The 24,511-nt window shown below is 31.0% G+C and carries 25 protein-coding genes; 2 read left to right on the top strand and 23 right to left on the bottom strand.

The features are described from left to right. Positions 1-32 precede the first annotated feature (32 nt). The 17 genes from yajC to hflX form a co-directional block, all read right to left on the bottom strand. Positions 33-428, bottom strand: coding sequence for a preprotein translocase subunit YajC (yajC, locus tag CRN98_RS03520; protein WP_097026045.1), 396 nt, complete (start codon positions 426-428; stop codon positions 33-35). Between the two features lie 74 nt (positions 429-502). Next, positions 503-1,633 (bottom strand): tRNA guanosine(34) transglycosylase Tgt, encoded by a 1,131-nt coding sequence (gene tgt, locus CRN98_RS03515; RefSeq protein ID WP_097026044.1) that lies wholly within the window; start codon positions 1,631-1,633, stop codon positions 503-505. 68 nt (positions 1,634-1,701) lie between these two features. Further along, a complete protein-coding gene (gene queA, locus CRN98_RS03510; RefSeq protein WP_097026043.1) occupies positions 1,702-2,727 on the bottom strand; it encodes a tRNA preQ1(34) S-adenosylmethionine ribosyltransferase-isomerase QueA in 1,026 nt (341 codons plus the stop codon). A gap of 24 nt (positions 2,728-2,751) precedes the next feature. Further along, positions 2,752-3,789, bottom strand: coding sequence for a Holliday junction branch migration DNA helicase RuvB (gene ruvB / locus CRN98_RS03505; RefSeq protein ID WP_097026042.1), 1,038 nt, complete (start codon positions 3,787-3,789; stop codon positions 2,752-2,754). A 16-nt stretch (positions 3,790-3,805) separates the two neighbouring features. Then, positions 3,806-4,396: a Holliday junction branch migration protein RuvA gene (ruvA, locus tag CRN98_RS03500; RefSeq protein WP_097026243.1), complete on the bottom strand. Its 591-nt coding sequence runs from the start codon at positions 4,394-4,396 to the stop codon at positions 3,806-3,808. Positions 4,397-4,481: 85 nt separating this feature from the next. Further along, entirely contained in the window at positions 4,482-5,096 is a 615-nt protein-coding gene (locus tag CRN98_RS03495) for a hypothetical protein (RefSeq protein WP_097026041.1), read from the bottom strand. A gap of 71 nt (positions 5,097-5,167) precedes the next feature. Beyond that, positions 5,168-5,620 carry a peptide deformylase gene (gene def / locus CRN98_RS03490; protein ID WP_097026040.1) on the bottom strand — a complete coding sequence of 151 codons (453 nt, stop codon included), beginning with the start codon at positions 5,618-5,620 and terminating at the stop codon, positions 5,168-5,170. Further along, the gene (locus CRN98_RS03485) at positions 5,621-5,857 is read right to left on the bottom strand and encodes a helix-turn-helix transcriptional regulator (protein ID WP_097026039.1); all 237 of its coding nucleotides are present in this window, start codon (positions 5,855-5,857) and stop codon (positions 5,621-5,623) included. Positions 5,858-6,039: 182 nt separating this feature from the next. After that, the gene (locus CRN98_RS03480) at positions 6,040-6,780 is read right to left on the bottom strand and encodes a YebC/PmpR family DNA-binding transcriptional regulator (protein WP_097026038.1); all 741 of its coding nucleotides are present in this window, start codon (positions 6,778-6,780) and stop codon (positions 6,040-6,042) included. A gap of 195 nt (positions 6,781-6,975) precedes the next feature. Further along, positions 6,976-7,623 (bottom strand): YigZ family protein, encoded by a 648-nt coding sequence (locus CRN98_RS03475; protein ID WP_097026037.1) that lies wholly within the window; start codon positions 7,621-7,623, stop codon positions 6,976-6,978. Between the two features lie 31 nt (positions 7,624-7,654). After that, positions 7,655-8,323, bottom strand: a complete 669-nt coding sequence (locus CRN98_RS03470; RefSeq protein WP_097026036.1) for a helix-turn-helix domain-containing protein — start codon at positions 8,321-8,323, stop codon at positions 7,655-7,657. 20 nt (positions 8,324-8,343) lie between these two features. Next, a complete protein-coding gene (pdxR, locus tag CRN98_RS03465) occupies positions 8,344-9,741 on the bottom strand; it encodes a MocR-like pyridoxine biosynthesis transcription factor PdxR (RefSeq protein WP_097026035.1) in 1,398 nt (465 codons plus the stop codon). A 67-nt stretch (positions 9,742-9,808) separates the two neighbouring features. Beyond that, positions 9,809-10,705 (bottom strand): nucleotidyltransferase domain-containing protein, encoded by an 897-nt coding sequence (locus CRN98_RS03460; protein WP_097026034.1) that lies wholly within the window; start codon positions 10,703-10,705, stop codon positions 9,809-9,811. Positions 10,706-10,787: 82 nt separating this feature from the next. Further along, a complete protein-coding gene (locus CRN98_RS03455; protein ID WP_097026033.1) occupies positions 10,788-11,009 on the bottom strand; it encodes a hypothetical protein in 222 nt (73 codons plus the stop codon). A 186-nt stretch (positions 11,010-11,195) separates the two neighbouring features. Then, on the bottom strand, positions 11,196-14,636 hold the full coding sequence (locus tag CRN98_RS03450; protein ID WP_097026032.1) for a pyruvate carboxylase: 3,441 nt from the start codon (positions 14,634-14,636) through the stop codon (positions 11,196-11,198). Positions 14,637-14,961: 325 nt separating this feature from the next. Beyond that, entirely contained in the window at positions 14,962-15,123 is a 162-nt protein-coding gene (rd, locus tag CRN98_RS03445; protein WP_081957132.1) for a rubredoxin, read from the bottom strand. 143 nt (positions 15,124-15,266) lie between these two features. Then, a complete protein-coding gene (gene hflX / locus CRN98_RS03440) occupies positions 15,267-17,045 on the bottom strand; it encodes a GTPase HflX (RefSeq protein ID WP_097026031.1) in 1,779 nt (592 codons plus the stop codon). A gap of 109 nt (positions 17,046-17,154) precedes the next feature. On the opposite strand from hflX, the gene hpt reads away from it, so the two are divergent. Further along, a complete protein-coding gene (gene hpt, locus CRN98_RS03435) occupies positions 17,155-17,682 on the top strand; it encodes a hypoxanthine phosphoribosyltransferase (RefSeq protein ID WP_097026030.1) in 528 nt (175 codons plus the stop codon). 366 nt (positions 17,683-18,048) lie between these two features. On the opposite strand, the gene yunB is transcribed toward hpt, so the two are convergent. Further along, complete coding sequence (gene yunB / locus CRN98_RS03430) at positions 18,049-18,720, bottom strand: sporulation protein YunB (RefSeq protein ID WP_278335403.1); 672 nt, start codon at positions 18,718-18,720, stop codon at positions 18,049-18,051. A 229-nt stretch (positions 18,721-18,949) separates the two neighbouring features. Here yunB and CRN98_RS03425 point away from each other — a divergent pair, with 229 nt between their 5' ends. After that, entirely contained in the window at positions 18,950-21,331 is a 2,382-nt protein-coding gene (locus CRN98_RS03425; RefSeq protein ID WP_097026242.1) for a transglycosylase domain-containing protein, read from the top strand. Positions 21,332-21,363: 32 nt separating this feature from the next. Here CRN98_RS03425 and spoVAE read toward each other — a convergent pair whose 3' ends face one another. The 5 genes from spoVAE to spoIIAB form a co-directional block, all read right to left on the bottom strand. Further along, complete coding sequence (spoVAE, locus tag CRN98_RS03420) at positions 21,364-21,720, bottom strand: stage V sporulation protein AE (protein ID WP_097026241.1); 357 nt, start codon at positions 21,718-21,720, stop codon at positions 21,364-21,366. 2 nt (positions 21,721-21,722) lie between these two features. Next, on the bottom strand, positions 21,723-22,757 hold the full coding sequence (gene spoVAD / locus CRN98_RS03415; protein ID WP_179631888.1) for a stage V sporulation protein AD: 1,035 nt from the start codon (positions 22,755-22,757) through the stop codon (positions 21,723-21,725). 22 nt (positions 22,758-22,779) lie between these two features. Further along, entirely contained in the window at positions 22,780-23,235 is a 456-nt protein-coding gene (gene spoVAC / locus CRN98_RS03410) for a stage V sporulation protein AC (protein ID WP_097026028.1), read from the bottom strand. An 81-nt stretch (positions 23,236-23,316) separates the two neighbouring features. Continuing rightward, positions 23,317-24,069 (bottom strand): RNA polymerase sporulation sigma factor SigF, encoded by a 753-nt coding sequence (sigF, locus tag CRN98_RS03405; protein WP_097026027.1) that lies wholly within the window; start codon positions 24,067-24,069, stop codon positions 23,317-23,319. 9 nt (positions 24,070-24,078) lie between these two features. After that, entirely contained in the window at positions 24,079-24,507 is a 429-nt protein-coding gene (gene spoIIAB, locus CRN98_RS03400; protein ID WP_097026026.1) for an anti-sigma F factor, read from the bottom strand. Positions 24,508-24,511 lie beyond the last annotated feature (4 nt).

Raw genomic sequence — 24,511 nt, 5'->3', positions numbered from 1 at the left:
TATGTTAAAGAGAGGTGTTTTATGATTATTTTTTAATTTTCTTTGAACTCTACTTTGCCTTCAGTTGCTGAATCATTTGCTACTTCTTCTTTAGTAGCTTCTAATTTTTTATCTTCTTTTTTGATTTCTTTTTCAGAAACAGTTGAAGTATTTAAAACTGATAATATCCCATTCTTATCAAGCTTAATACGTGCTCTACTAGGTCCTGTTTCTAACACTATTGACGTATCATGTATGCTTATAACTTTTCCTAAAATACCGCCCTTAGTGATGATTTCATCATTTACTTTTAAAGTATCAAGCATTGACTTGTACTTTTTCTTCCTCTTATTTTCTGGTATGTATACTATTATATAAAAGAATACTAACATTAAAATAAAAGGTAGTAATAATCCTATTAAGCTTCCACCTTGTTGTGCTGCTGCCATACACTCACCTCCCTTTAAATATAGTTTATAATTTTTAGAAAAATTTGTAAAGTGTTTTTATTTTGATTTTTATTTTAAGCTCTTCCGCCCCACTCAGCTAATTTTCTTTCCTTATATTCCTTAAAATTACCTGCATCAATGGCATCTCTTATTTCTTGCATAAGATTATTATAAAAATGCAAGTTATGAAGTACACATAATCTCATAGCAAGCATTTCCTTAGCTTTAAACAAGTGTCTTATATAGGCTCTTGAATAATCTTTACAAGCTGGACATTGACATCCCTCATCAATAGGTCTATCATCTAACTCGAATTTAGCATTAATTAAATTTATCTTACCTTCTTTAGTAAATACATGACCATGTCTTCCATTTCTAGCTGGAAGCACGCAGTCAAAGAAGTCTACACCTCTATCAACAGCTTCTAAAATATTACTTGGAAGTCCAACTCCCATAAGATATATTGGCTTATCCTCTGGAAGGTGAGGTGCCACAGCATCTATAACCCTATACATTTCCTCATGAGTTTCTCCTACAGCAAGGCCTCCTATTGCATATCCATCCAAGTTCATCTTAACAATTTCTTTAGCATGTGCTATTCTAATATCCTCATAAGTTCCCCCTTGATTTATACCAAAGAGCATTTGTTTTTTATTTATTGTATCAGGAAGTGAATTTAATCTATCCATTTCCTTTACACATCTCTCTAACCATCTTGTTGTTCTGGCTACAGAATTTTCCACATACTCCCTTGTAGAAGGATTTGGTATACACTCATCAAAAGCCATAGCAATAGTTGAAGCAATATTACTTTGTATTTGCATACTTTCTTCAGGCCCCATAAATATTCTTCTTCCATCTATGTGAGAGCTAAAATAAACTCCTTCTTCTTGTATTTTTCTTATACCTGCAAGAGAAAATACTTGAAACCCACCTGAATCTGTAAGAATTGGCCTATCCCAATTCATAAATTTATGCAGTCCACCTAACTTTTTTATAACATTGTCTCCTGGTCTTAAATGTAAGTGATAAGTATTTGAAAGCTCCACTTGACATCCTATTTCCTTTAAGTCCATAGAAGAAACTGCTCCCTTTATAACTCCTAAAGTTCCAACATTCATAAATACTGGAGTTTGAACAACTCCATGAGGTGTCGTAAACTCTCCCCTTCTTGCATTACCATCTTTTTTTAAAAGCCTATACATATGTACACTCCTTTTTAATTATCAATTTTAGAAACAATAAATATATAAAATTCTAATTTCTCTAACAACTATTTTATAAACATTGCATCTCCAAAGCTGAAAAATCTATATTTTTCATTTACTGCTGTTCCATAAGCATTCATAATCTTTTCTCTTCCCGCTAAGGCACTTATGAGCATCAACAGAGTAGACTGAGGCAAGTGGAAATTAGTTATTAGTGCATCTACTATTTTAAATTTATATCCTGGATAAATAAATATATCTGTCCAGCCAGATTGTTCTTTAACCCTACCATTTACATCTGCTATGGTTTCTAATGTTCTATTAGATGTTGTACCTACTGCTATGACTCTTCCACCAGATTCTTTTGTAGAATTTATTATATCTGCAGTTTCTCGGGTCATACTATAGTATTCTGAATGCATGGTATGATTTTCTATCTCGTCTACCTTAACAGGTCTAAAAGTTCCAAGTCCCACATGAAGAGTTAAAAACGCAAGTTTTACTCCTTTATTTTTTATATCATCTAAAAGTTCTTCTGTAAAATGAAGTCCAGCTGTAGGTGCCGCTGCCGAACCTTGCTCTTTAGAATAAACCGTTTGATACATTTCCTTATCTTCTAATGTTTCAGTTATGTATGGAGGAAGTGGCATTTGTCCCAATCTATCTAAAACTTCTTCAAAAATACCTTCATATTCAAATTTTACAATTCTGCTTCCTTCTTCTCCAAGCCCTATTACTTCAGCCTTAAGTTCTCCATTTCCAAACACAAATTTACTTCCTATCTTTGCTCTTTTACCTGGCTTAACTAATGTTTCCCAAATATCCTTATCAGTCCTTTTTAAAAGTAAAAACTCCATTTTCCCATGAGTGTCTTCCTTTTCTCCTATAAGTCTTGCAGGTAAAACTCTTGTATCATTTAATACCAAACAATCTCCTGGATTTAAGTAATTTATTATATCCTTAAAAACCTTATGTTCCAATTCTCCTGTAGCTTTATCTAAAATCATAAGCCTTGCTTCATCTCTTTTTGCTGTAGGATGCTGCGCAATGAGCTCCTCTGGTAAATAGTAGTCAAAATCCTTTACTTGCATATTAACTCTCCTTTAGTAAAATTATCATTCATTTAAATCAATGCTAAACTGCTGTATTTTCTTATTTTTACCTCTTCTTCTATTTAAATGCACATATGCCTTATCAGTTGCAACTCTTCCTCTTGGAGTTCTTAATATGAATCCCTTTTGTAGCAAATATGGCTCATATACATCTTCTATAGTACCTAGTTCTTCTCCTATAAAATAGGCTAATGTCTCTATTCCTACAGGACCTCCATCAAAGTTATCAATTATAGCTAAAAGTATTCTTTTATCTACACTATCAAATCCTTCTCTATCTATTTCTAATAAATCCAGAGCATCTCTTGCTGTATCAATATTTATAACTCCATTTCCTTTTACATCTGAGTAATCCCTTACTCTTTTTAATATCCTATTGGCGATTCTCGGAGTTCCTCTAGATGATCGAGCTAATTCAAAAGCAGCATCCTCTTCTATTTCAGCATTTAATATACTAGAAGATCTTACTATTATTTCTTTTAATTCTTCTTCCTCATAAAATTCCATAGGACATAATACTCCAAACCTATCTCTTAAGGGAGCTGTTAAAAGCCCTATTCTGGTGGTAGCCCCAATTAATGTGAATTTAGGAAGATCCAATCTTATGGATTTAGCTGCGGCTCCTTTTCCTATTACTATATCTAAAGCATAATCCTCCATAGCAGGATAAAGTATTTCCTCTACAGATCTATTTAACCTGTGAATTTCATCTATAAAAAGCACATCATAATCATTTAAACTTGTAAGAATTGCTGCTAAATCCCCTGCTCTTTCAATTGCTGGGCCTGAAGTTACCTTTAAGTTTCCAGTCATTTCTTTAGCTATTATATTTGCAAGTGTCGTCTTACCAAGTCCTGGAGGCCCATATAATAATACATGATCTAATGCTTCTTCTCTCATCCTTGCAGCTTTTATAAAAATATCTAACTTCTCTTTTACCTTGCGTTGTCCTATATACTCTTTAAGTCTTTGAGGTCTTAAACTATATTCTATATCATTATCTTCATTAAGAGTTTCAGCGGTAACAAATCTGTTTTCCATAAACCATTACCCCCTTTTAATTCATCAAATATTTTAAACACTGCTTTATTATATTTTCTATAGAATCTTTCTCATTTACCATTTTTAACGCCTTGGCTGCTTCCTTATCGGAATATCCTAGCGAAACTAAAGCCTCCAGTGCTTCATCTAAGTTATTAGATCTACCTTGAATACTTTCTACATCTTCATTCTCTATAAATTCATCTAGCTTTATCTTATCCTTTAATTCTAGTATAATTCTTTGGGCAGTTTTTTTACCAACGCCCGGAGCCTTTACAAGAACTTTTTCATCTCCAGTAAATATTGCATACTTTAAATTATTTATATTACTTATAGATAAGATAGATAATGAAGCCTTTGCACCTACTCCATTTATACTTAAAAGTAAATTAAACATATCTCTTTCATCTTGTGATGAAAATCCATACAATCCTATAAAATCTTCTCTTACAATTTGTTGAATGTAAACTTCTACTTCTTCATTTATTTTAGGCATATCTGTTATGGTATTTCCAGATGTATGTATTTTATATCCTATTCCATTATTTTCTACCACTATGTATTCTTTATTAAATCCCTTATAAATGCCTTTTATATACTCGTACATAGCATTCGTCCTTTCATTTATCAAACTTTTCCTCTTAATACTTTATCATTTTAAGAAATTTAATTCAACAAAAAAACCTCAAGGATTATTCATAATCCTCAAGGCGTGCTAGTACCTCGTCTCTAGTGTCACATTGAAAATATTTACTTCCTGTAGTAAGCAAATATATATCCTGTTCCTTCAAATTTTCTATTTTCTTTTCTGTAATATCTTCCTTTTCGTTTTCAATATGCATATCGCCATCTTTATCTGTTTTAAAAATGGCAAGATACTCTCCATATATACCTAATACATATTTATTAGGTACATATTTTTCCACTGCATTTTGAAGCTTAATTTGAGTTTTAGAACCCTCTTGAATCTTGTATCCTTCTGGTTTATATTTTTCTTCAACTTGCTTCTTATCCTTTAATCCTAAGGTACTTGCAGCTTCTTTTTTAACAAGAATTAAATCTCCACTTTTCTTATACTTAGTATAAAATAAAATTTCACATTTGGAATCCAGGACATAATTTTCTCCACCACTTAAAGTCATTTTATCTTCTTCATAGGTATTATTTTTTACCTCAGTTCCATTACCATAATTGTCCTTATTGCTCTTAAATCTCTCTGCAGTTATATAATAGCTTATACTAAAAATTGCTATACCTAGCATAATTGCCAATACTATGTACATATTTTTTGAATATTTTCTTTCCATATTATCCCTCCTAGGGATTATTATGGACCAGTTATTGACTTTTTATTCATTATTAAAATATTTTTATACTATTACTTTATATATTCAGTAACTAAATCAGTAAAAAGTATACCCTCTAAATGGTCTATTTCATGACAAAAACACTTTGCTAAGTCTCCTGTGCCTGTTAATGTAATTTCTTCACCATTTTCATTTAATGCTTGTATCGTTACCTTTGCTGGTCTTTTTAACTTTCCCCATCTATTAGGAATACTTAAGCATCCCTCTATGACTTCTTGTATCCCCTCTTGCTTAATTATTTTTGGATTAACTAATTTTATAAGTCCTTGTCCCATATCCATTACAACTAATCTTTTTAACATACCTACTTGAGGACCTGCTAATCCTCCACCGTTTTCTGTGTTATACATAGTATCAGCCATATCATTTAGAATTTGTTTTACTCTGTCATCTACTACTTCAACCTCTTTACACTTCTTTCTTAATATTTCATCACCTAAAAGTATAATTTGTCTTAATGCCATTTAACATTCACCTCTACTTTGCTGTGCTCTTGATTTTCTTTCACTTTCTTCAAATAAAAAAACTTCCTCTATTGAACTATTAAATATTTTAGAGATATCATATGCTAACCATATAGATGGTTCAAACTTTTCTGTTTCAATAGAATTAATAGCTTGCCTTGACACCCCTACAAGTTCACCTAATTGTTCTTGAGTTAATCCTAGTGCTTCACGTAATTGTTTTAGTTTATTTTTCATTTACTATCACTCCTGTAATGTTAACCTTACATTACAAATGTAACACTACATCTCATTTGGGTCAAGTCAACCTTACATAAATGAGAATTTTAGTCTGTATATTTTCAATTCTTATAAAAAAATCACTCTTATCGTTGCTTTAGCAACTTAAGAGTGATCCATAGGTTATAAAAATATTAATCTTATCCCTCAAATTCTTCTGGGAACTCAGCATTGTGATAAACGTCCTGAACGTCATCATCATCTTCAAGTTTATCTACAAGCTTTTGGAACAGCTCTGAGTCTTCCATTGAAAGACTAACTGTTGTATCAGGAATCATAGTTATATCTGCTGATAAGAATTCAAACCCTGCTTTTTCAAGTTCTTCTCTTACCGCTGAGAAGTCCTCTGGAGTTGTAATAACTTCAAATACTTCATCTGAAATTTCTACGTCTTGAGCTCCAGCTTCTAAAGCTACCATCATCATTTCATCTTCATCCATATCTTCTTTCTTTTCTATAACTATCTGTCCCTTGCTTTGGAACATCCAACCTACACAGCCAGTTGCTCCAAGGTTTCCACCATATTTTGAAAATGCTGGTCTTACATTACCTGCAGTTCTATTTTTATTATCAGTTAAAGCCTTTACTATTACAGCAACTCCTGAAGGGCCATATCCTTCGTAAACTATTTCTTCGTAGTTTACTCCTTCCATTTCCCCTGCACCCTTTTTAATTGCTCTTGTAATAGTATCTTGAGGCATATTATTTGACTTAGCTTTTGCTATAACATCTCTTAATTTAGAATTAGTGTCAGGATTAGAACCGCCATTTTTAGAAGCTATTGCAAGTTCTTTTCCTATCTTTGTAAATATTTTACCTCTTTTTGCATCTGTTTTACCTTTTTTAGCTTGTATATTATGCCACTTAGAATGTCCTGACATAGTACCTTCCTCCTCATGAAATCAAAAAATTTTAAAAATTCCTATGTAATAGTTTAGAACAACATAATAATAAATCAATATTCTGCTAAACCATCACTAATTTTTATAAAAACACCTCAAATATTATATCATATTTTATAATATAAACTCAAATTTAAGTGAATTTTATAATCCAAAGCTGATATTATAACTCATCTAGACCTCTTCTATAAGTCTATTGTTTAATTTAAAATAATGCTTTTCATCTGCTATACTAAACTCACATTTTCCTGATGTAATTTGTGTTATTTCCTTTTTTATAGCCTCTGCATCTTCTAAAGTACACAAAATAATGATTTTTACCTTATCTGTATATTCTGTATCTTCTATATGCCACATATTTTTCGCGCAACTATACTGGACTTTTCCCAAAAGGTCATATTCCATCGTTATGTGAAGAGCACACCCTAAAACCTTTTCTACTATTTCTCCTTCCTTTAAAGCCTCTGCTGCACCTTTACTATAGGCTCTTACTAATCCTCCTTTGCCAAGCAATATTCCACCAAAGTATCTTGTGACAACTACCGCTACATCTGTAACATTATTCTTTTTTATAACATCAAGTACAGGTACTCCTGCCGTACCTTGAGGCTCTCCATCATCGCTATATCTTTGAATTCCCATATTCTCTCCTATAATATAGGCATAGACATTATGAGTTGCGTCTTTATATTCTTCCTTTATTTTATCTACGAAAGCTCTTGCTTCTTCATCGCTATATACTCTTTTAGCATGTCCTATGAATATAGACTTCTTTTCTTCAAATTCACTACTAACTTCATTTTTTATGGTAAAGTATCCCACCTGATCACCTCTTAATTTATCTTAAATATTCTTATTCCTCTTCCAAATCATTATCTGGACTTAAGAAATCTTTGCAAGCTTTTCTTAAATATTCTTTATCTGTATTTTCCATAATATATGTAATTTTTCCCTTTACTAATTCACTTTTAAGTTCTGTTAGCCCTTTTATAGCATATAATAATACCTGAGGATTTTCATCTTCAAGTGCTCTAATAAAAGCTCTTTCAAAGCTTTTATCATTTATTTTTCTCATAGCTGATATTGCCATTCTTCTCACATTTACAAACTTATGAACAGAAGCTTTTGTAAGTATTTCATTACATTCTCTTTCTTTAAGCTCCCCTATAATCCATATAGCTGTTTCCTTATCCCTTGAGTACATATCTACGTAGTTATTTTTTATATATTGAATTAATCTATGCTTAGTATCTTCATCTAATGAATTTATAATATCCAACTTATCCATCTTTCCTGCTTTGCTTATGTTATGAATGAGTTCTTTTTCATTACTACTTTTAGCAAGAAGTCTATATTTTATCTTACCTTCTACGATATGTTTTTGAACTATACTTTTATCTAAATTTCTTATTTTACATATAGCATTTATAGACTTCCCTTCTAAAAATAAAAAATAAGTTATTTCTTCATCAGAATATGAGTCTATATCATCCCAATTTAACTTTACAAATCCTAAATTCACTTAAAATTCCCCTATTCTTATTATAATAGTGTATTTAATATGTCAATTCCATTTTCAATATCTTCATCTTTAACTTGAGAAAAGCCTATACGAAAATATCTCTTGCCTTCTTCAGGATTTAAATAAAATAATACTCCAGGAGTTATAAGAAGTGCCTTTTCTCTACATTTATAAAATAACTTTATAGAGTCTATATTATCATTCAAAATTTTCATATAAAAATAAAGCCCACCGCCAGGATATATGACCTCTACTTTATTATAAAGTTTTATGCTTAACTGCTTAGCAATAATCTCATATTTTTGTTTATAAAATTTATTTAAATCGCTTATATAACCTTTCCAAAGCCCATTATATACATATAACTCCAATACTCTTTGCATTAAACTAGATGTAGCTATATCTGTGCTTACCTTTGAATTTTGTATATTCTCTTTAAAAATCTTAGGACTTATTAAATATCCAAGTCTTATACCTGGTAAAAACACTTTAGAAAAACTTTTTATATATATAACTCTATCATTTATATCCATACTTTTAAAGCTTTTATATTCCATATTATTATATATAAGCTCTGATAAATAATCATCTTCTATAATATAAAAATCATATATTTCTGCCATATTTAAAAGTCTCTTTTTCTTCTCTAAGCTGTAGCTTATACCCGTTGGATTTTGAAAATAACTCATAATATATATACATTTTATCTTATTTTTCTTTACTAGTTTTTCTAATAAATCAAGGTCCATACCATCATCTTCAATAGGCACTTCAAATATGTTTGCTCTGCGCCACTTAAATACAGTAAGGGCTCCTCCATAAGTTGGCTTTTCAACAACTATATTATCATTTACATTAATCAACGCTTTAGAAACTATATCTATTCCCTGCTGCGCTCCTGAGACTATCAAAACATTATCACTACCTATATTTCCATTCCAAAAAAAATCATTAATGGTTTTTCTAAGTCCTTCATATCCTAGTGCCTCCTGATTTACTAAAGCCTTTACTCCATCTCTCTCCAAAACTTCATCTATTATATTTTTAAAAATATCTATATGAAATAATTCACTTGAAATACTTTCCCCAGTAAAATCTATATAATTAACTGACTTATCATCTAGGCTTTTTCTTATTACATCTCCATATCTCTTTCTAAAATTTAACACAATTTCTTTCTTTTTAGCATAGGTCCCGCTGCCGATTTTTTGAACAGCGTATCCTTCACCCTCTAGCTTTTTATAGGCATTTACTACAGTAATTCTGTTTACATTAAGCATACTTGCCATATCTCTAATAGGAGGAAGCTTTTCTCCATCCTTTATGATATTGTCTTCTATTAACTTTTTTATATGTTGAACTACTTGAACATACTTTGGAGTGTCATTATCTTTAAAACTTATTTTATATTTTTCCATAGTTATCTCCAATTACTTATTTTAAAAGCGAACTTAATTTAAAATCAAGTTCGCTCTTAATTACATGCTATACAAAGAATACTATTTCATTAAATAGTACTTTGCCATTATTAGTTTTAAACGGTCTTGTCTCTTTCTTTATAACTTCCTTTTCTGAAAGCTTTTCTAGAACAGCTTCTATAGCTATGTCAAAATCCGAAAAAAGAGCGTCCTTTTTTATATCTTCAGCACTTAAAAATGAATCCTTACTTTGCATATACTCTAGTAATATTGAACTTATATCCTTTAAATTGGCCTCTACATACTTTTCGATAAAAGTTAACATATTTTCAATTGCTTTTATTGTATCTTCTTTATTGAAAAAAAGCTCATCTACTTTTTCTTTAAAAGCATCATTTAAATCCATAGCCATTATAGTAGCATCTTTACTTATCATATATCCTAATAAATTCACATATAATTTTGCAAATTCTTCAGCACACTTCACAGCTGATGTATATGCAGTATATACACCATCGTTATGTAAATACTTTCTACAAACATCAATGTTTTTTAATAATTTCCCAAAATAAACCATATTCCATCTTTCTCTGTCTAAGTCCGGATAGAATCTACCTTTATCATAGTACCCTGTTATGTCTTGATCTTTTGAGAATACCAATCTAGACGAAGCAAAAATTCTATGCATAAAGCCCCCTTTTAAATCCATTGTATGAAGCTTTAAAAACTTACTTTTGCTCATGAATTTTACATGTACTGGTATTTCCATTTCTTCCATGTATATATTTTTTATATCACTAATTCTTTCACTAGTTACAACAAACATGTCTATATCAGATTTATCCCATAAGTCTCCTGTAACCATACTACCAAAAACCATTGCTGCAAGAATTTGTTCATTATTTTTTAATCTTTCTACCATATAATTGAATGCCTTTTGGTATTGAGAAATTGTCTTTTCCAACCGTCTTCCCCCTTTTTGGTATATCCACAACTAAAAATTAAATTATTCTTAATTATATAATATTATTAAGCAAATTAAAATACTATATGTCAACTTTTAACACACTTTTACGTACTAATTCATTACAACATTCACATCGAAACACATGAAAGCAATAATTTTCTGTATCTTGTATTGGCATATTTTCACTATAATCACCAAAATAGTCCTGTACTCTCCCATTATCTATGCAGCTTCCTCCACAGTTACCACAAATAGGTCTTATATCTTTTATCTCATTGCACACCGGACAAACCTTACTCATTTTAAAATTCCTCCTTGAAACTTTTTACCATACATTACTTTACCTTTTTCAGCTAGTATTTATACATAAAAACTGAAATTTAGTTAATAGTTAATATATTTGTCAAAATTTAACTAAATTAAATTTTAATATATTAAAAAGGAAGTTTGTTTTCTCAAACTTCCCTTCATTTTACTTGTTACTATCTTACTGATTGCTTAACTTAACAACCAGCTGTCCAGTCTTAACCTGTTCCCCTTCTTTTGCATATATCTTTTCTACTTTTCCATTTACAGAAGATACTACATTGGTTTCCATCTTCATAGCTTCTATTATTGCTATACTATCACCTTCATGTACTATATCTCCTTCTTTAACTAATATCTTATACATATTTCCAGGTATACTTGCTCCAATTTCATATACATCCTCTACATCTGCCATAGGCGCTTCTGTATCTTCTAGTAAATTTTTCATTTGATTTGCTTTATCTATTATTTCTATTTCTCTTCTGTTTCCATTTACCTCAAAAACTAAACTTCTTTTTCCTTTATTAAGCTTTCCAATTTGAAGTAATTTTACTATTAGTGTCTTACCTTCCGTAAGCTCTATTTCACTAGTTTCACCTTCATACAATCCATGGAAGAACACGTCACTTCCCATATGGCTTAAATCACCATATTCCTTTTTGTACTTGATATATTCGTCAAATACGTCTGGATAAAGTGCATAACTTAAAGCATCTTTATCATCAGCTTTTATATTGTACGTAGTCTCCAAATGATTTTTTATACTGTCAAAATCTTCTGCAGGAAGTAATTCTCCTGGGCGAACGGTTATAGGTTCTTCACCCTTTAATACAAGCTTTTGTAATTTTTCAGGGAATCCACCACTAGGCTGCCCCATCATTCCTTTAAAATATGAAACCGCAGAATCTGGGAATGCCATGTTATGACCCTTTTCATATATATTTTCTGGAGTTAAGTCATTTTTAACCATGAATATAGCTAAATCTCCTACCATTTTGGATGAAGGAGTTACTTTAACTATATCTCCTACCATATCATTTACCTTTTTATACATTTCCTTTACTTCATCAAATCTATGACCTAATCCAAAGCTTTCAATTTGAGGCTTTAAATTTGAATATTGACCTCCTGGAATCTCATATTTATAAATTTCCGCAGAAGCCACCTTTAATCCTGTCTCAAATCCTGCATATACAGGTCTTACAGCACTCCAGTAATCAGATACTTTTTGTAAATTATCTATATTAAGTAATGTATCTCTTTCAGTATTCTTAAGTGCAGCAACTATAGAGTTCATAGAAGGCTGACTTGTAAGTCCTGACATACTGCTAAAGGCACTATCTACAATGTCAACTCCTGCTTCAGCAGCCATAAGTATTGTAGCTACTCCATTTCCTGTAGTATCGTGAGTATGGAGATGTATAGGAATTGAAATTTCATTTTTTAATGCTCTTATAAGTTTTGATGCTGCATAAGGCTTTAATAATGCTGACATATCTTTAATTCCTAAAATATGTGCTCCTGATTTTTCTATTTCCTTTGCCATATCTACATAATATTTTAGTGAATATTTATCTCTTTTTTCATCTAATATATCTCCTGTATAACATATACAAGCCTCTGCTATTTTACCAGTTTTAAGCACTTCATCTATTGCAACTTCCATACCTTTAAGCCAATTTAATGAGTCAAATATTCTAAATACATCTATTCCTCTATCAGCAGATTCCTTTATAAATTTTCTTATTACGTTATCAGGATAATTTTTATAACCTACCGCATTAGATCCTCTTATAAGCATTTGAAGCAATACATTTGGAATTCTTTTTCTAAGCTCCTCAAGTCTTTCCCAAGGATTTTCCTTTAAATATCTATATGCTACATCAAAGGTTGCTCCTCCCCACATCTCTATAGAGAAAAGATCACTTGCTAGATTAGCTTCTGCTTTAGCAATTTTTATCATATCCTTACTTCTCATTCTTGTAGCCATTAAAGATTGATGAGCATCTCTCATTGTAGAATCTGTTATAAGAAGCTTCTTTTGTGACTTAATAAAATCAACTACTCCTTTAGCACCCTTTTCATCCAATATTTGCTTTGTTCCTTTTAATCCATCCTTATGATCATATTTAGGCACATGAGGCACATCAAAACTAGGCTTATTTCCATGAGTTTCATTTACTACCTTTTCACCTATATATGTTAATACTCTTAATTCCTTATCTGCCTTAGGTTTTATTTGTAAAAGTTCCTGATTATCGGCTATAAAGCTCGTAGTACATTTTCCCTCTAGAAATGTTTCATGGTTTAACACATTTATTAAAAATCCTACGTTGGTTTTTACCCCTGAAACTGTAAGCTCTCTTATAGATCTTATAGCTTTTCTTGCTGCATCTTTAAAATCCCTTGCCCAAGCAGTTGTCTTTACAAGTAAGCTGTCATAATAAGGACTTATTACAGAACCCGTAAATCCATTTCCTCCATCTAGTCTAATACCAAAGCCAGAACCACTTCTATATATGTCTATTCTTCCTGTATCTGGAGCAAAATTATTAGCAGGATCTTCTGTGGTAATTCTACACTGTATTGCATATCCTCTTGCTTCTACATTACTTTGAGATTTTATATTAATTTCTTTAGAATCTAATTCATATCCCTGTGCCACAAGTATTTGACTTTGTACAATATCTATACCTGTAATCATTTCAGTAACGGTATGTTCAACTTGCACTCTAGGATTTACCTCAATAAAATAGTGATTTCCATGAATATCTACCAAAAATTCTACAGTTCCTGCATTTCTATATCCCACATGTTTAGCAATTTTAAGTGCATCATTACATATTTCTTCTCTTTTTTGCTCACTTAATGAAAAAGCTGGTGCAAATTCTACTACTTTTTGATGTCTTCTTTGAACAGAACAATCTCTTTCATGTAAATGAACTATGTTGCCATATTTATCTCCAAGTATTTGAACTTCAATATGTTTAGGTCCTTCTATGTATTTTTCTATAAATAGATCATCAATTCCAAATGCTTTTTTTGCTTCATCCTTTGCATTTTTAAAAGTTTTAACAAGTTCATCTTTGTTTTTAGCTATTCTCATACCTCTGCCACCACCGCCGGCTGCAGCTTTAATCATTACAGGATATCCACATTCCTCTGCTATATGCAAAGCTTCTTCTTCCGATGCAATAGCCCTTTCTACTCCTGGAATTGTAGGAACTTTTACCTCTTTTGCAACTATCTTAGAATTTATCTTATCTCCTAATCTTTCCATTATCTCAGGGGTAGGCCCTATAAACTCTATTCCTGCTTCAATACATTTACGTGCAAATTCAGGGTTTTCTGATAAAAATCCATACCCAGGATGAATTGCATCTACACCTTTTTTAAGTGCCAGTTCAACTATCTCATCTATATTTAAATATGCTTCCACTGGTCCCTTATTTTTACCTATTAAATAAGATTCATCTGCTTTTGTTCTAAACAAAGCACATTTATCTTCATTTGAATATATAGCTACTGTTCTAATGCCTAATTCATGGCAAGCTCTAAATATTCTTATGGCAATTTCTCCTCTGTTGGCAACTAAAACTCTTTTAAATTTTTTTACCACTCTTAAACAGCTCCTTTTGTATTAACACTTTGTGTATAATTATAAACTTTTATGAATATTAACTGTATATATTTGTGATTTTGCTATGCATATGAATTAATAATTATATAAAAATTTCACTTATAATTAACTATTAAATTATAAATATAATGTTTAATCTGATTTATGAATACATTTTCATTAATTTATTTTACAAAATTGAAATTTATAACGAACATCTCTTGCAAATATCATATCTCAAAGTTGCATAATAATCAATATAAAAATAACATAAAAGGGCTGTATCAAATACTTGATACAACCCTTTTATGTTATTTTTTAGCTTTTAAGCTTCTTTTTCAAATTGATCTTTACCTACTCCACAAAGTGGGCATACCCAACTATCTGGTATTTGAGCAAATGATGTTCCTGGAGCTACTCCATTATCTGGATCTCCTTCTGCTGGGTCATAAACATATCCACATACTACACAAACGTATTTATCCATAATTAAATCCTCCTTAAAATTTCATGTAAAATTTTCTTTCCTTTATTTTACTACACAAGATTTTAATTGGCAATATTTTATCATATAATATTTATTATTTGTTAATAATTTAGCTAATCTCCTTATAAACAATAGTTATTATATTATTTAGTCATATACTCCTCACAAGTGTTATATACCATTTCACTTACTTCTGCACATACATAAGTTCCATCTTCTTTATATTCTTCAGAGATAACATTTGAATTCCTATGCAAATAAGCTACAATGGATTGCTTGTCATAAGGAATTAAATATTCTGCTTTTTTAAGCTTATTTGGAAGTTTTGAGCTTATAAGCTTTAAAAGTTCTTCTAAATTTATATTATGCCTTGCTGAAATTTTAATATTCATTTTATCCTTAAATAACTCATTTATTTCCTCAAGCTTTTCTTCACTAAGTTTATCAATTTTATTTAAAACATAAACATAAGGCTTATCGATGGCTCCTAATTCTTCTAAAACTTTATTTACTGCTTCAATTTGTTCTAAATAATTTTCTAGGGACACATCTACTACATGAAGTAACAAATCTGAATATATAACCTCTTCTAATGTTGACTTAAACGCTTCTACCAAATCATGAGGAAGCTTTCTTATAAAACCTACTGTATCTGTTAGTGTGATAGTTCTGTTATCTGGAAGAATTATTGCACGAGTTGTAGTATCTAGTGTCGCAAAAAGCATATCCGCTTCTAAAACACTTTCTTTTTTAATAGTTTCCTTTGCAGCTATCGTGCATAACGTATTTCTCAAAGTTGATTTTCCTGCATTAGTATATCCAACCAAAGATACCTTAGGAATTTCATTTCTACTTTCCCTTTGGGTAACTCTTGTTTGTTTTATCTTTTCTAATTCGCTTTTTAAATCATATATTCTTTCTCTTATATGTCTTTTATCTGTTTCAAGTTTCTTTTCTCCAGGGCCTCTTGTTCCTATTCCTCCCCCTGTCCTTGAAAGCACTGTTCCAAGTCCTGAAAGTCTTGGAAGCCTGTATTTAAGCTGAGCTAGTTCTACTTGTATTTTTCCTTCTTTACTCTTAGCTCTTTTTGCAAATATTTCAAGTATTAATGTAGTTCTATCAATAACTTTAACTCCTATTATATCTTCTAAGTTTCTTACTTGAGATGCTGTAAGCTCATCATCAAATATAACTACATTTGCCCTTTTAGCCTGCCTTAAAAGAGCTATTTCTTCTACCTTACCGCTTCCAACATAAAAAGCTGTATCTATTTTATATCTATTTTGAATCAATTTATCTACTACTTCTACATCACAGGCCTTTGCTAGTTCTTCTAATTCATCTAAGCTTTCTTCACTTTCTACTCCTACAAGTATTGCCTTTTCACCGGTTTCTTCTTCCACAGTAGTGGTTCTAATTAAATCTTCTATATACTTTATTTTATCTAATATAGGATAGTTTATAGCTTTTTCTAAGATAAGCTTCTTAGTAGTTTCTGCTATAAGCATGTTATCCTTTACACTGCAAAATCCAAGTGTTATATCTGTAATATCATTTTCGTCCACTCCAACCGCTGCAATACAGTCTAATTTTAGCTTTATTAAAGCAGATATATCTAAAGCAGATAAATGAGAATTACCATTGGGATGAGTATGAATAATTCTTACCCCTGATAGTTTTCTTTCCTTTATATCTATCATAGGCATTTCTACAGAAGTACTGTCACCAATTGCAACACTCTCAACCATTCCTTTTCTATTTATCGCCACACTTACTTCTCTATTAACGTCTAATGTAACACCTACAATTATATTAATTAGCTCTTCTGTAAACACTTCATCTTTCGGAATTTTCAAATCATATATATACTCTAGCTTTTTTAATGTACTGTCTTTTATACCCTCTATATTTCCATTTATCAATTACATCACTCCCATAAAAATTACTATACCTTGACAACTTTCATATTATTTTATACTATAATAGCAACATTGTAAATAACATATAATTATGTATATTTGGAGGGCGCTTATGGAAGTAAAAAAAGAAAATATTTTAATTTCTAAAGAAGAAATAGAAAAAAAAGTTGCAGAATTGGGTTCTAAAATTTCTAAAGAATATGAAGGTAAAAACTTATATGTTTTATCTCTATTAAGAGGAAGCTTTATCTTCGCTGCGGATTTAGTAAGACATATTACTGTTCCAACGAAAATAGGATTTATGACTACTTCAAGTTATGGTCATTCCGAAGTTTCTACAGGAAGTGTAAAAATTGTTAATGACATCCCAGACAATATAGAAGGCTTTGATGTTTTAATTGTTGACGATATAGTAGATACAGGAATTACTATGGATTTTGTAGTTAATCATGTTAAATCCTTAGGTGCCTCTTCTGTTAACTGTTGCGTACTTTTAGACAAACCAGAGAGAAGAAAAGTAGCTATTACTCCTAATTATTGTTGTTTCCAAATTCCAGACGTATTTGTTGTAGGATATGGACTTAATTATGGAGATTATTACAGAAATGTTCCATACATATTTAATTGGGAAGAAAATTAGTACATATTATAGAAATTTTGCGACTCAAAATTTCTAGTCACTAGTCACCAATCTCTAATCACTAGTATAGATTTGTAGGAATTTCGCTAAAGCGAAATTGCTTCCTTCAGCAGTTTAATGAAGACATTTTTAATGTTGAGAAGAGCATAGAATTTTCATCGTAGAAGACATTGAATAAGCTTTAAAACGGCTTTATTTATAAATTTAAAATACCGTATAGAGCTTCCTATTGTCTGAGCGACAGCGAGTTTAGGAGGCTTAGGTATTTTAAATTTATAAATATTAGCCGTTTTTAGCGAAATGAACGTCTTCCTAGATAAAAATTCTATGCGACCAACTCAACATTAAAAATGTCGCAATTTCCTTTTAATTTCCCCTAATTCTAAATCCTGAATTATCTAAACTTCCTCCTAGGAAGTTCTCCGGTATCTTTCCTACTATTATAGTTTCACAGACTGGTATTTCATTTAAAATCTCTACATCCTCACTTTTTGTAGGTATTATAACTCTAATATTACTCTTTACTTTAATATAAATTTTATGTCTTGTTTGATTAAAACCTACGGATTCAAAATCAGATATATATTTTGTTTCAATATATCCTATAGGACTCATTTTTACTGTAATATTTGGACCAAAATATGCAATCACATTATTTTGCGTTATATATCCCATAGGAATCTTCATTCCAACATCACCCATATCTTTTAGTTTTTGTTGACATTCTAATGCTACATCACAAGCTAATTTATTTAGTTTTAAAGTATCCGACTTAACTAGTGTTATATTCCCTGAACTATCCTTTTCTATTTTTATTATATCATCATATTGAAAGCTTTCTAAATATTTACTTACTATAGACTGATTTACAGTTTCTATTGCTTTTCTTTTCATTTCAGCATTTGCAACATCTAATACCCTAGAAGCAACCATTTTATCAAAAGCATATATAAAAACATTTACTATGATACCTATAAGCATTATAATTATCCATATTTTAATCTTAAGGCTAATTTTCCTTCTTTTAATAATTCTCACTTCCTTGTATTACTCACATATTCTTTATATTTACTTATTATGAAATTCTTTATTTTATTACTAAATATAACTTTTTATTATGTTTATATATTTTTTTATTATTAGTATATATCTCCTCATCACTAAACATATATATTTTATTAAAGCCCTTTTATATGTTATAATATTTTAAAGTTAGTCAGAATTAATAATATAAAATTTCAGGAGGAAAATTATGAGCGACAAAAAAATGGGGAAGAAAACAAAGAACACCCGTTTTAAAGTTTTTAAAATTACCATTATTACTCTCATTTTACTTTTTGTATTTGGTACTATAGCAACTATGGGGGTAGTACTTGCCATGGTAAAAACGGCTCCGCCACTTGATGTAAACAAAGTATTAAGTTTAAATGAACCATCGGTAATATATAATGATAGTGGACAATTTATGGATACTGTTATTTCAGATATAAATAGAAAAGTAGTATCTTTTAAAGATATGCCCCAAGATCTAAAAGATGCCTTTATTGCTATTGAAGATGAGAGATTTAAAACGCATAGTGGCATAGATATTAAAAGAATATTGGGTTCTACCCTTAGTAATGTATCTAACAAGATTACTGGAAAGCGTGGACTACAAGGTGCTTCTACTATAACTCAGCAGCTTGTAAGAAATACTATGCTTACTAATGAAGTAAAGCTTAAGAGAAAGGTACAAGAAGCTTACTTAGCTTTGCAGTTAGAAAAACATTTAAGCAAGGATCAAATCTTAGAAGCTTATATGAATACTATAGCACTTGGAGGCCCAGCTTATGGTGTAGAAGCTGCATCGATCCAATATTTTAATAAAAGTGTTTCCAAATTAAATTTATTAGAGTGTGCTTTTATAGCAGGTCTTACTCAAAGTCCATCTGTGTTTTATAACGCAGTTGTAACAAAAAAAAATACTTCTTCATATATAAATAGAACTAAGTCAGTTTTAAGTAAACTTCTTGAAAATGGATATATATCTCAAGATGAGTATAATAAAGCACTATCAGATTTAAATAATAATAAGCTAACTTTTAATCTTACTACACAAAGTAATAGCCTTAAGTATGAATGGTTTTCCAGAGAAGTAATAAAAAAAGTAAAACAAGATCTTATGGCTCAATATCATATAGATGAAGATGAAGCAAATAGAATGATAATGTATGGTGGGCTTAAAATTTATTCAACCATGAATAAAGATATGCAAGAACATACTCAAACCACACTAGACAATATGGATTCCATACTTGGCATGAAGTCTAAATATGTAGATAAAATAGCTCAACCTCAAGCTTCTGCTGTTATAATGGATTACCACACTGGTGAAGTTAAATCTATTGTTGGTGGTCGTGGCAATCAGCCTCCTCTTTCCTTTAATAGAGCTACACAATTTTATAGAGCTGCAGGGTCAAGTATTAAGCCATTAAGTGTATATGGTCCTGCTATAGACTCAAAACTTGCAACTGCTGCTACCATATATGACGATGCTCCAGTTCCTGCAGGAATAGGACAATTTTATCCTGATAATGGAAAACCTTATAGTCCTAGTAATAGTCCTGCTATTTATGAAGGTCCTATGACTTTAAGAGAAGGATTAACTAAGTCTAAAAATGTTATTTCTGTTAGAATTGAGCATCAGCTAGGTCTTAGCACTGGCGCTGATTATGCTAGAAAGTTTGGGCTTAAAATAGATAAGAATACAGATGAGTCAAGCATGGCAGCTATGTCACTTGGACAGCTCGGAGGAAATCCTGGAGTTAGTGGTACTAATACCTTAGCTATGGCTGCAGCTTATGGAGTATTTGGAAATGGCGGTATGAGAGTAGATCCTATTATATATACAAAGGTGCTAGATAGAACAGGTAAAACTATATTAGAAAGTAAATTTAACTCTACTAAGGTTTTATCTCCACAAGCAGCTTATATTATGTATGATCTTTTAAGGGGTCCTGTTTCTGGAGTAGGTGGTACAGGTACTGCTGCAAACTTTAGTCCTATGGCTCATGGTAAAACAGGTACAACTAATGCGTCCATAGATTTATGGTTTACAGGTTTAACTCCTTATTATTCTGGAGCAGTATGGATTGGTAAGGATGATCATGGAAGTTTTAATGAAAATTATACCTTTGGAAAATATATAGGAAGTAATGATGCTGCAAAACTTTGGGGAATTATCATGAAAGATGCTCATAAAAGCTTAGCGTATAAAGAAATACCTATGCCTTCTGGAGTTGTTCAAGTTCCTATATGTACAGTTACAGGAAAAATTCCTACGGATGCATGTCCTTCTACTACTATTCGTAATGAACTATTTATAGAAGGCACTGTACCTACTGGAATATGTGATTATCATGTTACAGTACCTAAAGAAGAAACTAATAAAGCTGATGATAAAATCGATAAGGATGCAAAAGATAATATAAACAAAGATAAAACAAATAAAGATGAAAATTCCTCAGATCCAAATAATAACTCTGGTGATAATGCTAATACAGGTACAAGTGAAGATAATACTGACAGTAATGGTACTCCACCGGACAACACTAATTCTGATGATAGTAACATTATTCATAAATTCATTAAACCTAAAGGTAAAAAATAAAAGATTAGGATGCTATTTAGCATCTTAATCTTTTATTTTTTTGTCTTTGGATTAAACAATAATGCCATTATGTATCCAAATATTATAGCTGCAGTTATCCCTCCTGCTGCTCCTTTTATTCCCCCCGTGAATGCTCCTACTAATCCCTTTTCATTAACTTCCTTTATTGTAGCTTTAGCTAATGAATATCCAAATCCAGGCAAAGGTACTGTTGCACCTGCCTTACCATACTTTACTACAATATCATAAACATTTAGCGCTCCAAGTATTACTCCTATGGTTACAAAGCTAACAAGTATTCTCGCTGGAGTAAGCTTTGTAGTATCCATAAGTATTTGAGCAATTACACATATTATTCCTCCAACTACAAATGCGCTTACATAATCCATATTCATGCTTTATCTCCTCCAGTACCATATTCTATAGATACGGCATGAGCAATACCTGGTATACTTTCACCTTGAAGTGAAGAAGTAGTGCTTAACAAAGCTCCTGTTGAAACTAATAGCACTCTCTTAAATTTTCCTTTGCGCATATTTTTATATATATATCCACTAGCTACTACTGCTGAACATCCACATCCACTTCCACCAGAGTCAGTTTTTTGTCTTTCATTATCAAATATTTCTTCTCCACAATCTATATAATTAGAATACATATCATACCCATATTCTTTTAAAAGTTTTTGAGTGATTTCCCTTCCTATTTTGCCCAAATCTCCTGTAGCTATTAAATCGTAATCCTTTGGAGTTCTCCCTGTATCCTTAAAATGCCGATATATAGTTGAAACTGCTGCCGGTGCCATAGCTGCTCCCATATTATTTGCATCCTTTATTCCATAATCTTTAACCTTTCCTATAGTTACATAAGTGATATATGGATAATTACCTTCCCTAGCAAGAACCATCGATCCAGACCCAGTTACTGTCCATTGAGCTGTAGGAGGTCTTTGACTTCCAAATTCCAATGGATATCTAAATTGTCTTTCTGCTGCAGAAAAATGAGATGATGTAGCTGCTATTACATTTTTCGCAAATCCTCCGTCCATTGTAATAGATGCCATACATAATGATTCTGTCATTGTAGAGCATGCACCATATAGTCCTATAAATGGTATTTCTAAATCTCTTGCCGCAAAAGTTGATGATATAATCTGATTTAATAAATCTCCTGCAAATAAAAAGTTGATGTCTTCAGGCTTTAATTTTGCTTTTTTTATACTTTCTGTTACAGATGTGTATATTAAAGTACTCTCTGCCTTTTCATAACTATCTTCGCCATTTAAGTCATCATCTAAAATTAAATCAAAATAATCTTTAAGTGGTCCATCTCCTTCTTTAGGTCCAACTACACTAAAAGTTGAAATTATTCTAGGTTTGCTTTCTATTTTTAATGTTTGCTTTCCTATCAACTTTAATTTATCCAAGGCTTACACCACCCTCTTTTATCTATAGCATTTTTAAAAAGTAATATATAATTCCTATAACTACTGAAGTACTTATTCCATATACTAGTACTGGTCCTGCAATAGTAAACATCTTAGCTCCTACTCCAAACACATATCCTTCTCTTTTAAATTCCATAGCAGGAGAAACAATAGAATTTGCAAATCCAGTTATAGGTACCACTGTACCTGCTCCTGCATAACTTGCTATCTTATCATATATTCCAAGTCCGGTTAAGAAAGCTCCTATGAATACCATAACTATTGCTACATAAGTACCAACTTCTTCACTTGGTACTCCCATATTTATAAAAAAGTTATTAAAAAACTGTCCCACATCACATATAAGTCCTCCTATGATAAAAGCATATATGCAGTTTCTAACTAAATTATGCTTTGGCTCAGCTTGAACAGAAATCTTATCGAATTTCTCTTTAACTTCTTTCTCACTTTTTTTCATAAAATCCCCTCCGATACTTATTTTGTGCATAAAAAGATTTTTAATTCAAAAAAGAAATAATAGGATAATACCCTTATCCTATTACTTCAGTTTTTCTTTCATTATTTTAAGTACCTTTTTTTCTATTCTTGAAACTTGAACTTGGCTTATTCCCAGCATCCTTGCTACTTCTACCTGTGTTTTATCTTTAAAGTATCTAAGCATTATTATTTGCCTGGATTTTATGTCTAGAGTTCCTATAACTTCTTTTAAAGCAAGCCTATTTACGAGTTCTGAGTCTTCTTCATAGTTATCACTTAATTTATCTATAAGCATAATAGGTGCACCATCTTGCTGATGTATGGTGTCATATAAATACTGCATGCTATTTGCTGATTCTGTAGCAAATATTATTTCTTCTTTTTCTATACCTGAATAATTAGATAATTCTTCTAAAGTAGGTTCTCTATTTAACTCTTTAGCAAGTAGCTCTTTATCATAATGTAATTTCCTAGCTGTTGTTTTTACACTTCTACTTACCTTAATCATGCCATCATCTCTTATAAATCTTTTTATTTCACCCATTATCATAGGAACAGCATAAGTAGAAAATTTCACTCCATAGCTGGTATCAAAATTATTTACTGCTTTTACCAGCCCCATACATCCAATCTGATATATATCCTCATACTCATATCCTCTATTTAAAAATTTTTTAGTTATGGCCGATACTAAAGGTAGATTTATTTCTATTAGTTTATTTAAGGCACTTTTATCTCCTTTTCGTGCTTTTTCAATGAGTCCTAGGTTTTCTTCATAACTATACGTACTCCTGTTTACTGCTTCCTCATTCATAATATTCACCTAACTTATAGCTCTAAAAGTTTTTTTCATTATTATTTTAGTTCCTTTGCCCTTTTCCGATTCTACCTTTAACCCATCCATAAAAGACTCCATAACAGTAAATCCCATACCTGAACGTTCTAAATCTGATCTGGAAGTATACAATGGCTGCATGGCAAGTTCTATATTATCTATTCCTCTACCATCATCATAAATTATTATAGTGAGTTCTCTATTCTTAATATAAGCTTCTATCTTAACAGTGCCATCTTTATTTTCATATCCATGTATAATTGAGTTAGTTACTGCTTCTGATACTGCAGTCTTTACATCAGTTAATTCATCAATAGTGGGATCTAATTGAGATGCAAAAGCTGCCACTGCAACTCTAGCAAAGCTTTCATTTTGTGACTTACTTGCAAATTCTATTTTCATAACATTATCATACATTATA

This window comes from Clostridium peptidivorans, from assembly GCF_900205925.1.
Lineage (GTDB): Bacteria > Bacillota > Clostridia > Clostridiales > Clostridiaceae > Clostridium_AK > Clostridium_AK peptidivorans.
This window is presented reverse-complemented; position numbering and strand designations above follow the sequence as displayed.

What these genes read in the sequence shown, in the direction of transcription:
- yajC (WP_097026045.1), bottom strand. Translation starts at nt 428, where the DNA reads ATGGCAGCAGCACAACAAGGTGGAAGCTTAATAGGATTATTACTACCT.
- tgt (WP_097026044.1), bottom strand. Translation starts at nt 1,633, where the DNA reads ATGTATAGGCTTTTAAAAAAAGATGGTAATGCAAGAAGGGGAGAGTTT.
- queA (WP_097026043.1), bottom strand. Translation starts at nt 2,727, where the DNA reads ATGCAAGTAAAGGATTTTGACTACTATTTACCAGAGGAGCTCATTGCG.
- ruvB (WP_097026042.1), bottom strand. Translation starts at nt 3,789, where the DNA reads ATGGAAAACAGATTTGTTACCGCTGAAACTCTTAATGAAGATAATGAT.
- ruvA (WP_097026243.1), bottom strand. Translation starts at nt 4,396, where the DNA reads ATGTACGAGTATATAAAAGGCATTTATAAGGGATTTAATAAAGAATAC.
- CRN98_RS03495 (WP_097026041.1), bottom strand. Translation starts at nt 5,096, where the DNA reads ATGGAAAGAAAATATTCAAAAAATATGTACATAGTATTGGCAATTATG.
- def (WP_097026040.1), bottom strand. Translation starts at nt 5,620, where the DNA reads ATGGCATTAAGACAAATTATACTTTTAGGTGATGAAATATTAAGAAAG.
- CRN98_RS03485 (WP_097026039.1), bottom strand. Translation starts at nt 5,857, where the DNA reads ATGAAAAATAAACTAAAACAATTACGTGAAGCACTAGGATTAACTCAA.
- CRN98_RS03480 (WP_097026038.1), bottom strand. Translation starts at nt 6,780, where the DNA reads ATGTCAGGACATTCTAAGTGGCATAATATACAAGCTAAAAAAGGTAAA.
- pdxR (WP_097026035.1), bottom strand. Translation starts at nt 9,741, where the DNA reads ATGGAAAAATATAAAATAAGTTTTAAAGATAATGACACTCCAAAGTAT.
- CRN98_RS03455 (WP_097026033.1), bottom strand. Translation starts at nt 11,009, where the DNA reads ATGAGTAAGGTTTGTCCGGTGTGCAATGAGATAAAAGATATAAGACCT.
- rd (WP_081957132.1), bottom strand. Translation starts at nt 15,123, where the DNA reads ATGGATAAATACGTTTGTGTAGTATGTGGATATGTTTATGACCCAGCA.
- hpt (WP_097026030.1), top strand. Translation starts at nt 17,155, where the DNA reads ATGGAAGTAAAAAAAGAAAATATTTTAATTTCTAAAGAAGAAATAGAA.
- CRN98_RS03425 (WP_097026242.1), top strand. Translation starts at nt 18,950, where the DNA reads ATGGGGAAGAAAACAAAGAACACCCGTTTTAAAGTTTTTAAAATTACC.
- spoVAE (WP_097026241.1), bottom strand. Translation starts at nt 21,720, where the DNA reads ATGGATTATGTAAGCGCATTTGTAGTTGGAGGAATAATATGTGTAATT.
- spoVAC (WP_097026028.1), bottom strand. Translation starts at nt 23,235, where the DNA reads ATGAAAAAAAGTGAGAAAGAAGTTAAAGAGAAATTCGATAAGATTTCT.
- sigF (WP_097026027.1), bottom strand. Translation starts at nt 24,069, where the DNA reads ATGAATGAGGAAGCAGTAAACAGGAGTACGTATAGTTATGAAGAAAAC.
- spoIIAB (WP_097026026.1), bottom strand. Translation starts at nt 24,507, where the DNA reads ATGTATGATAATGTTATGAAAATAGAATTTGCAAGTAAGTCACAAAAT.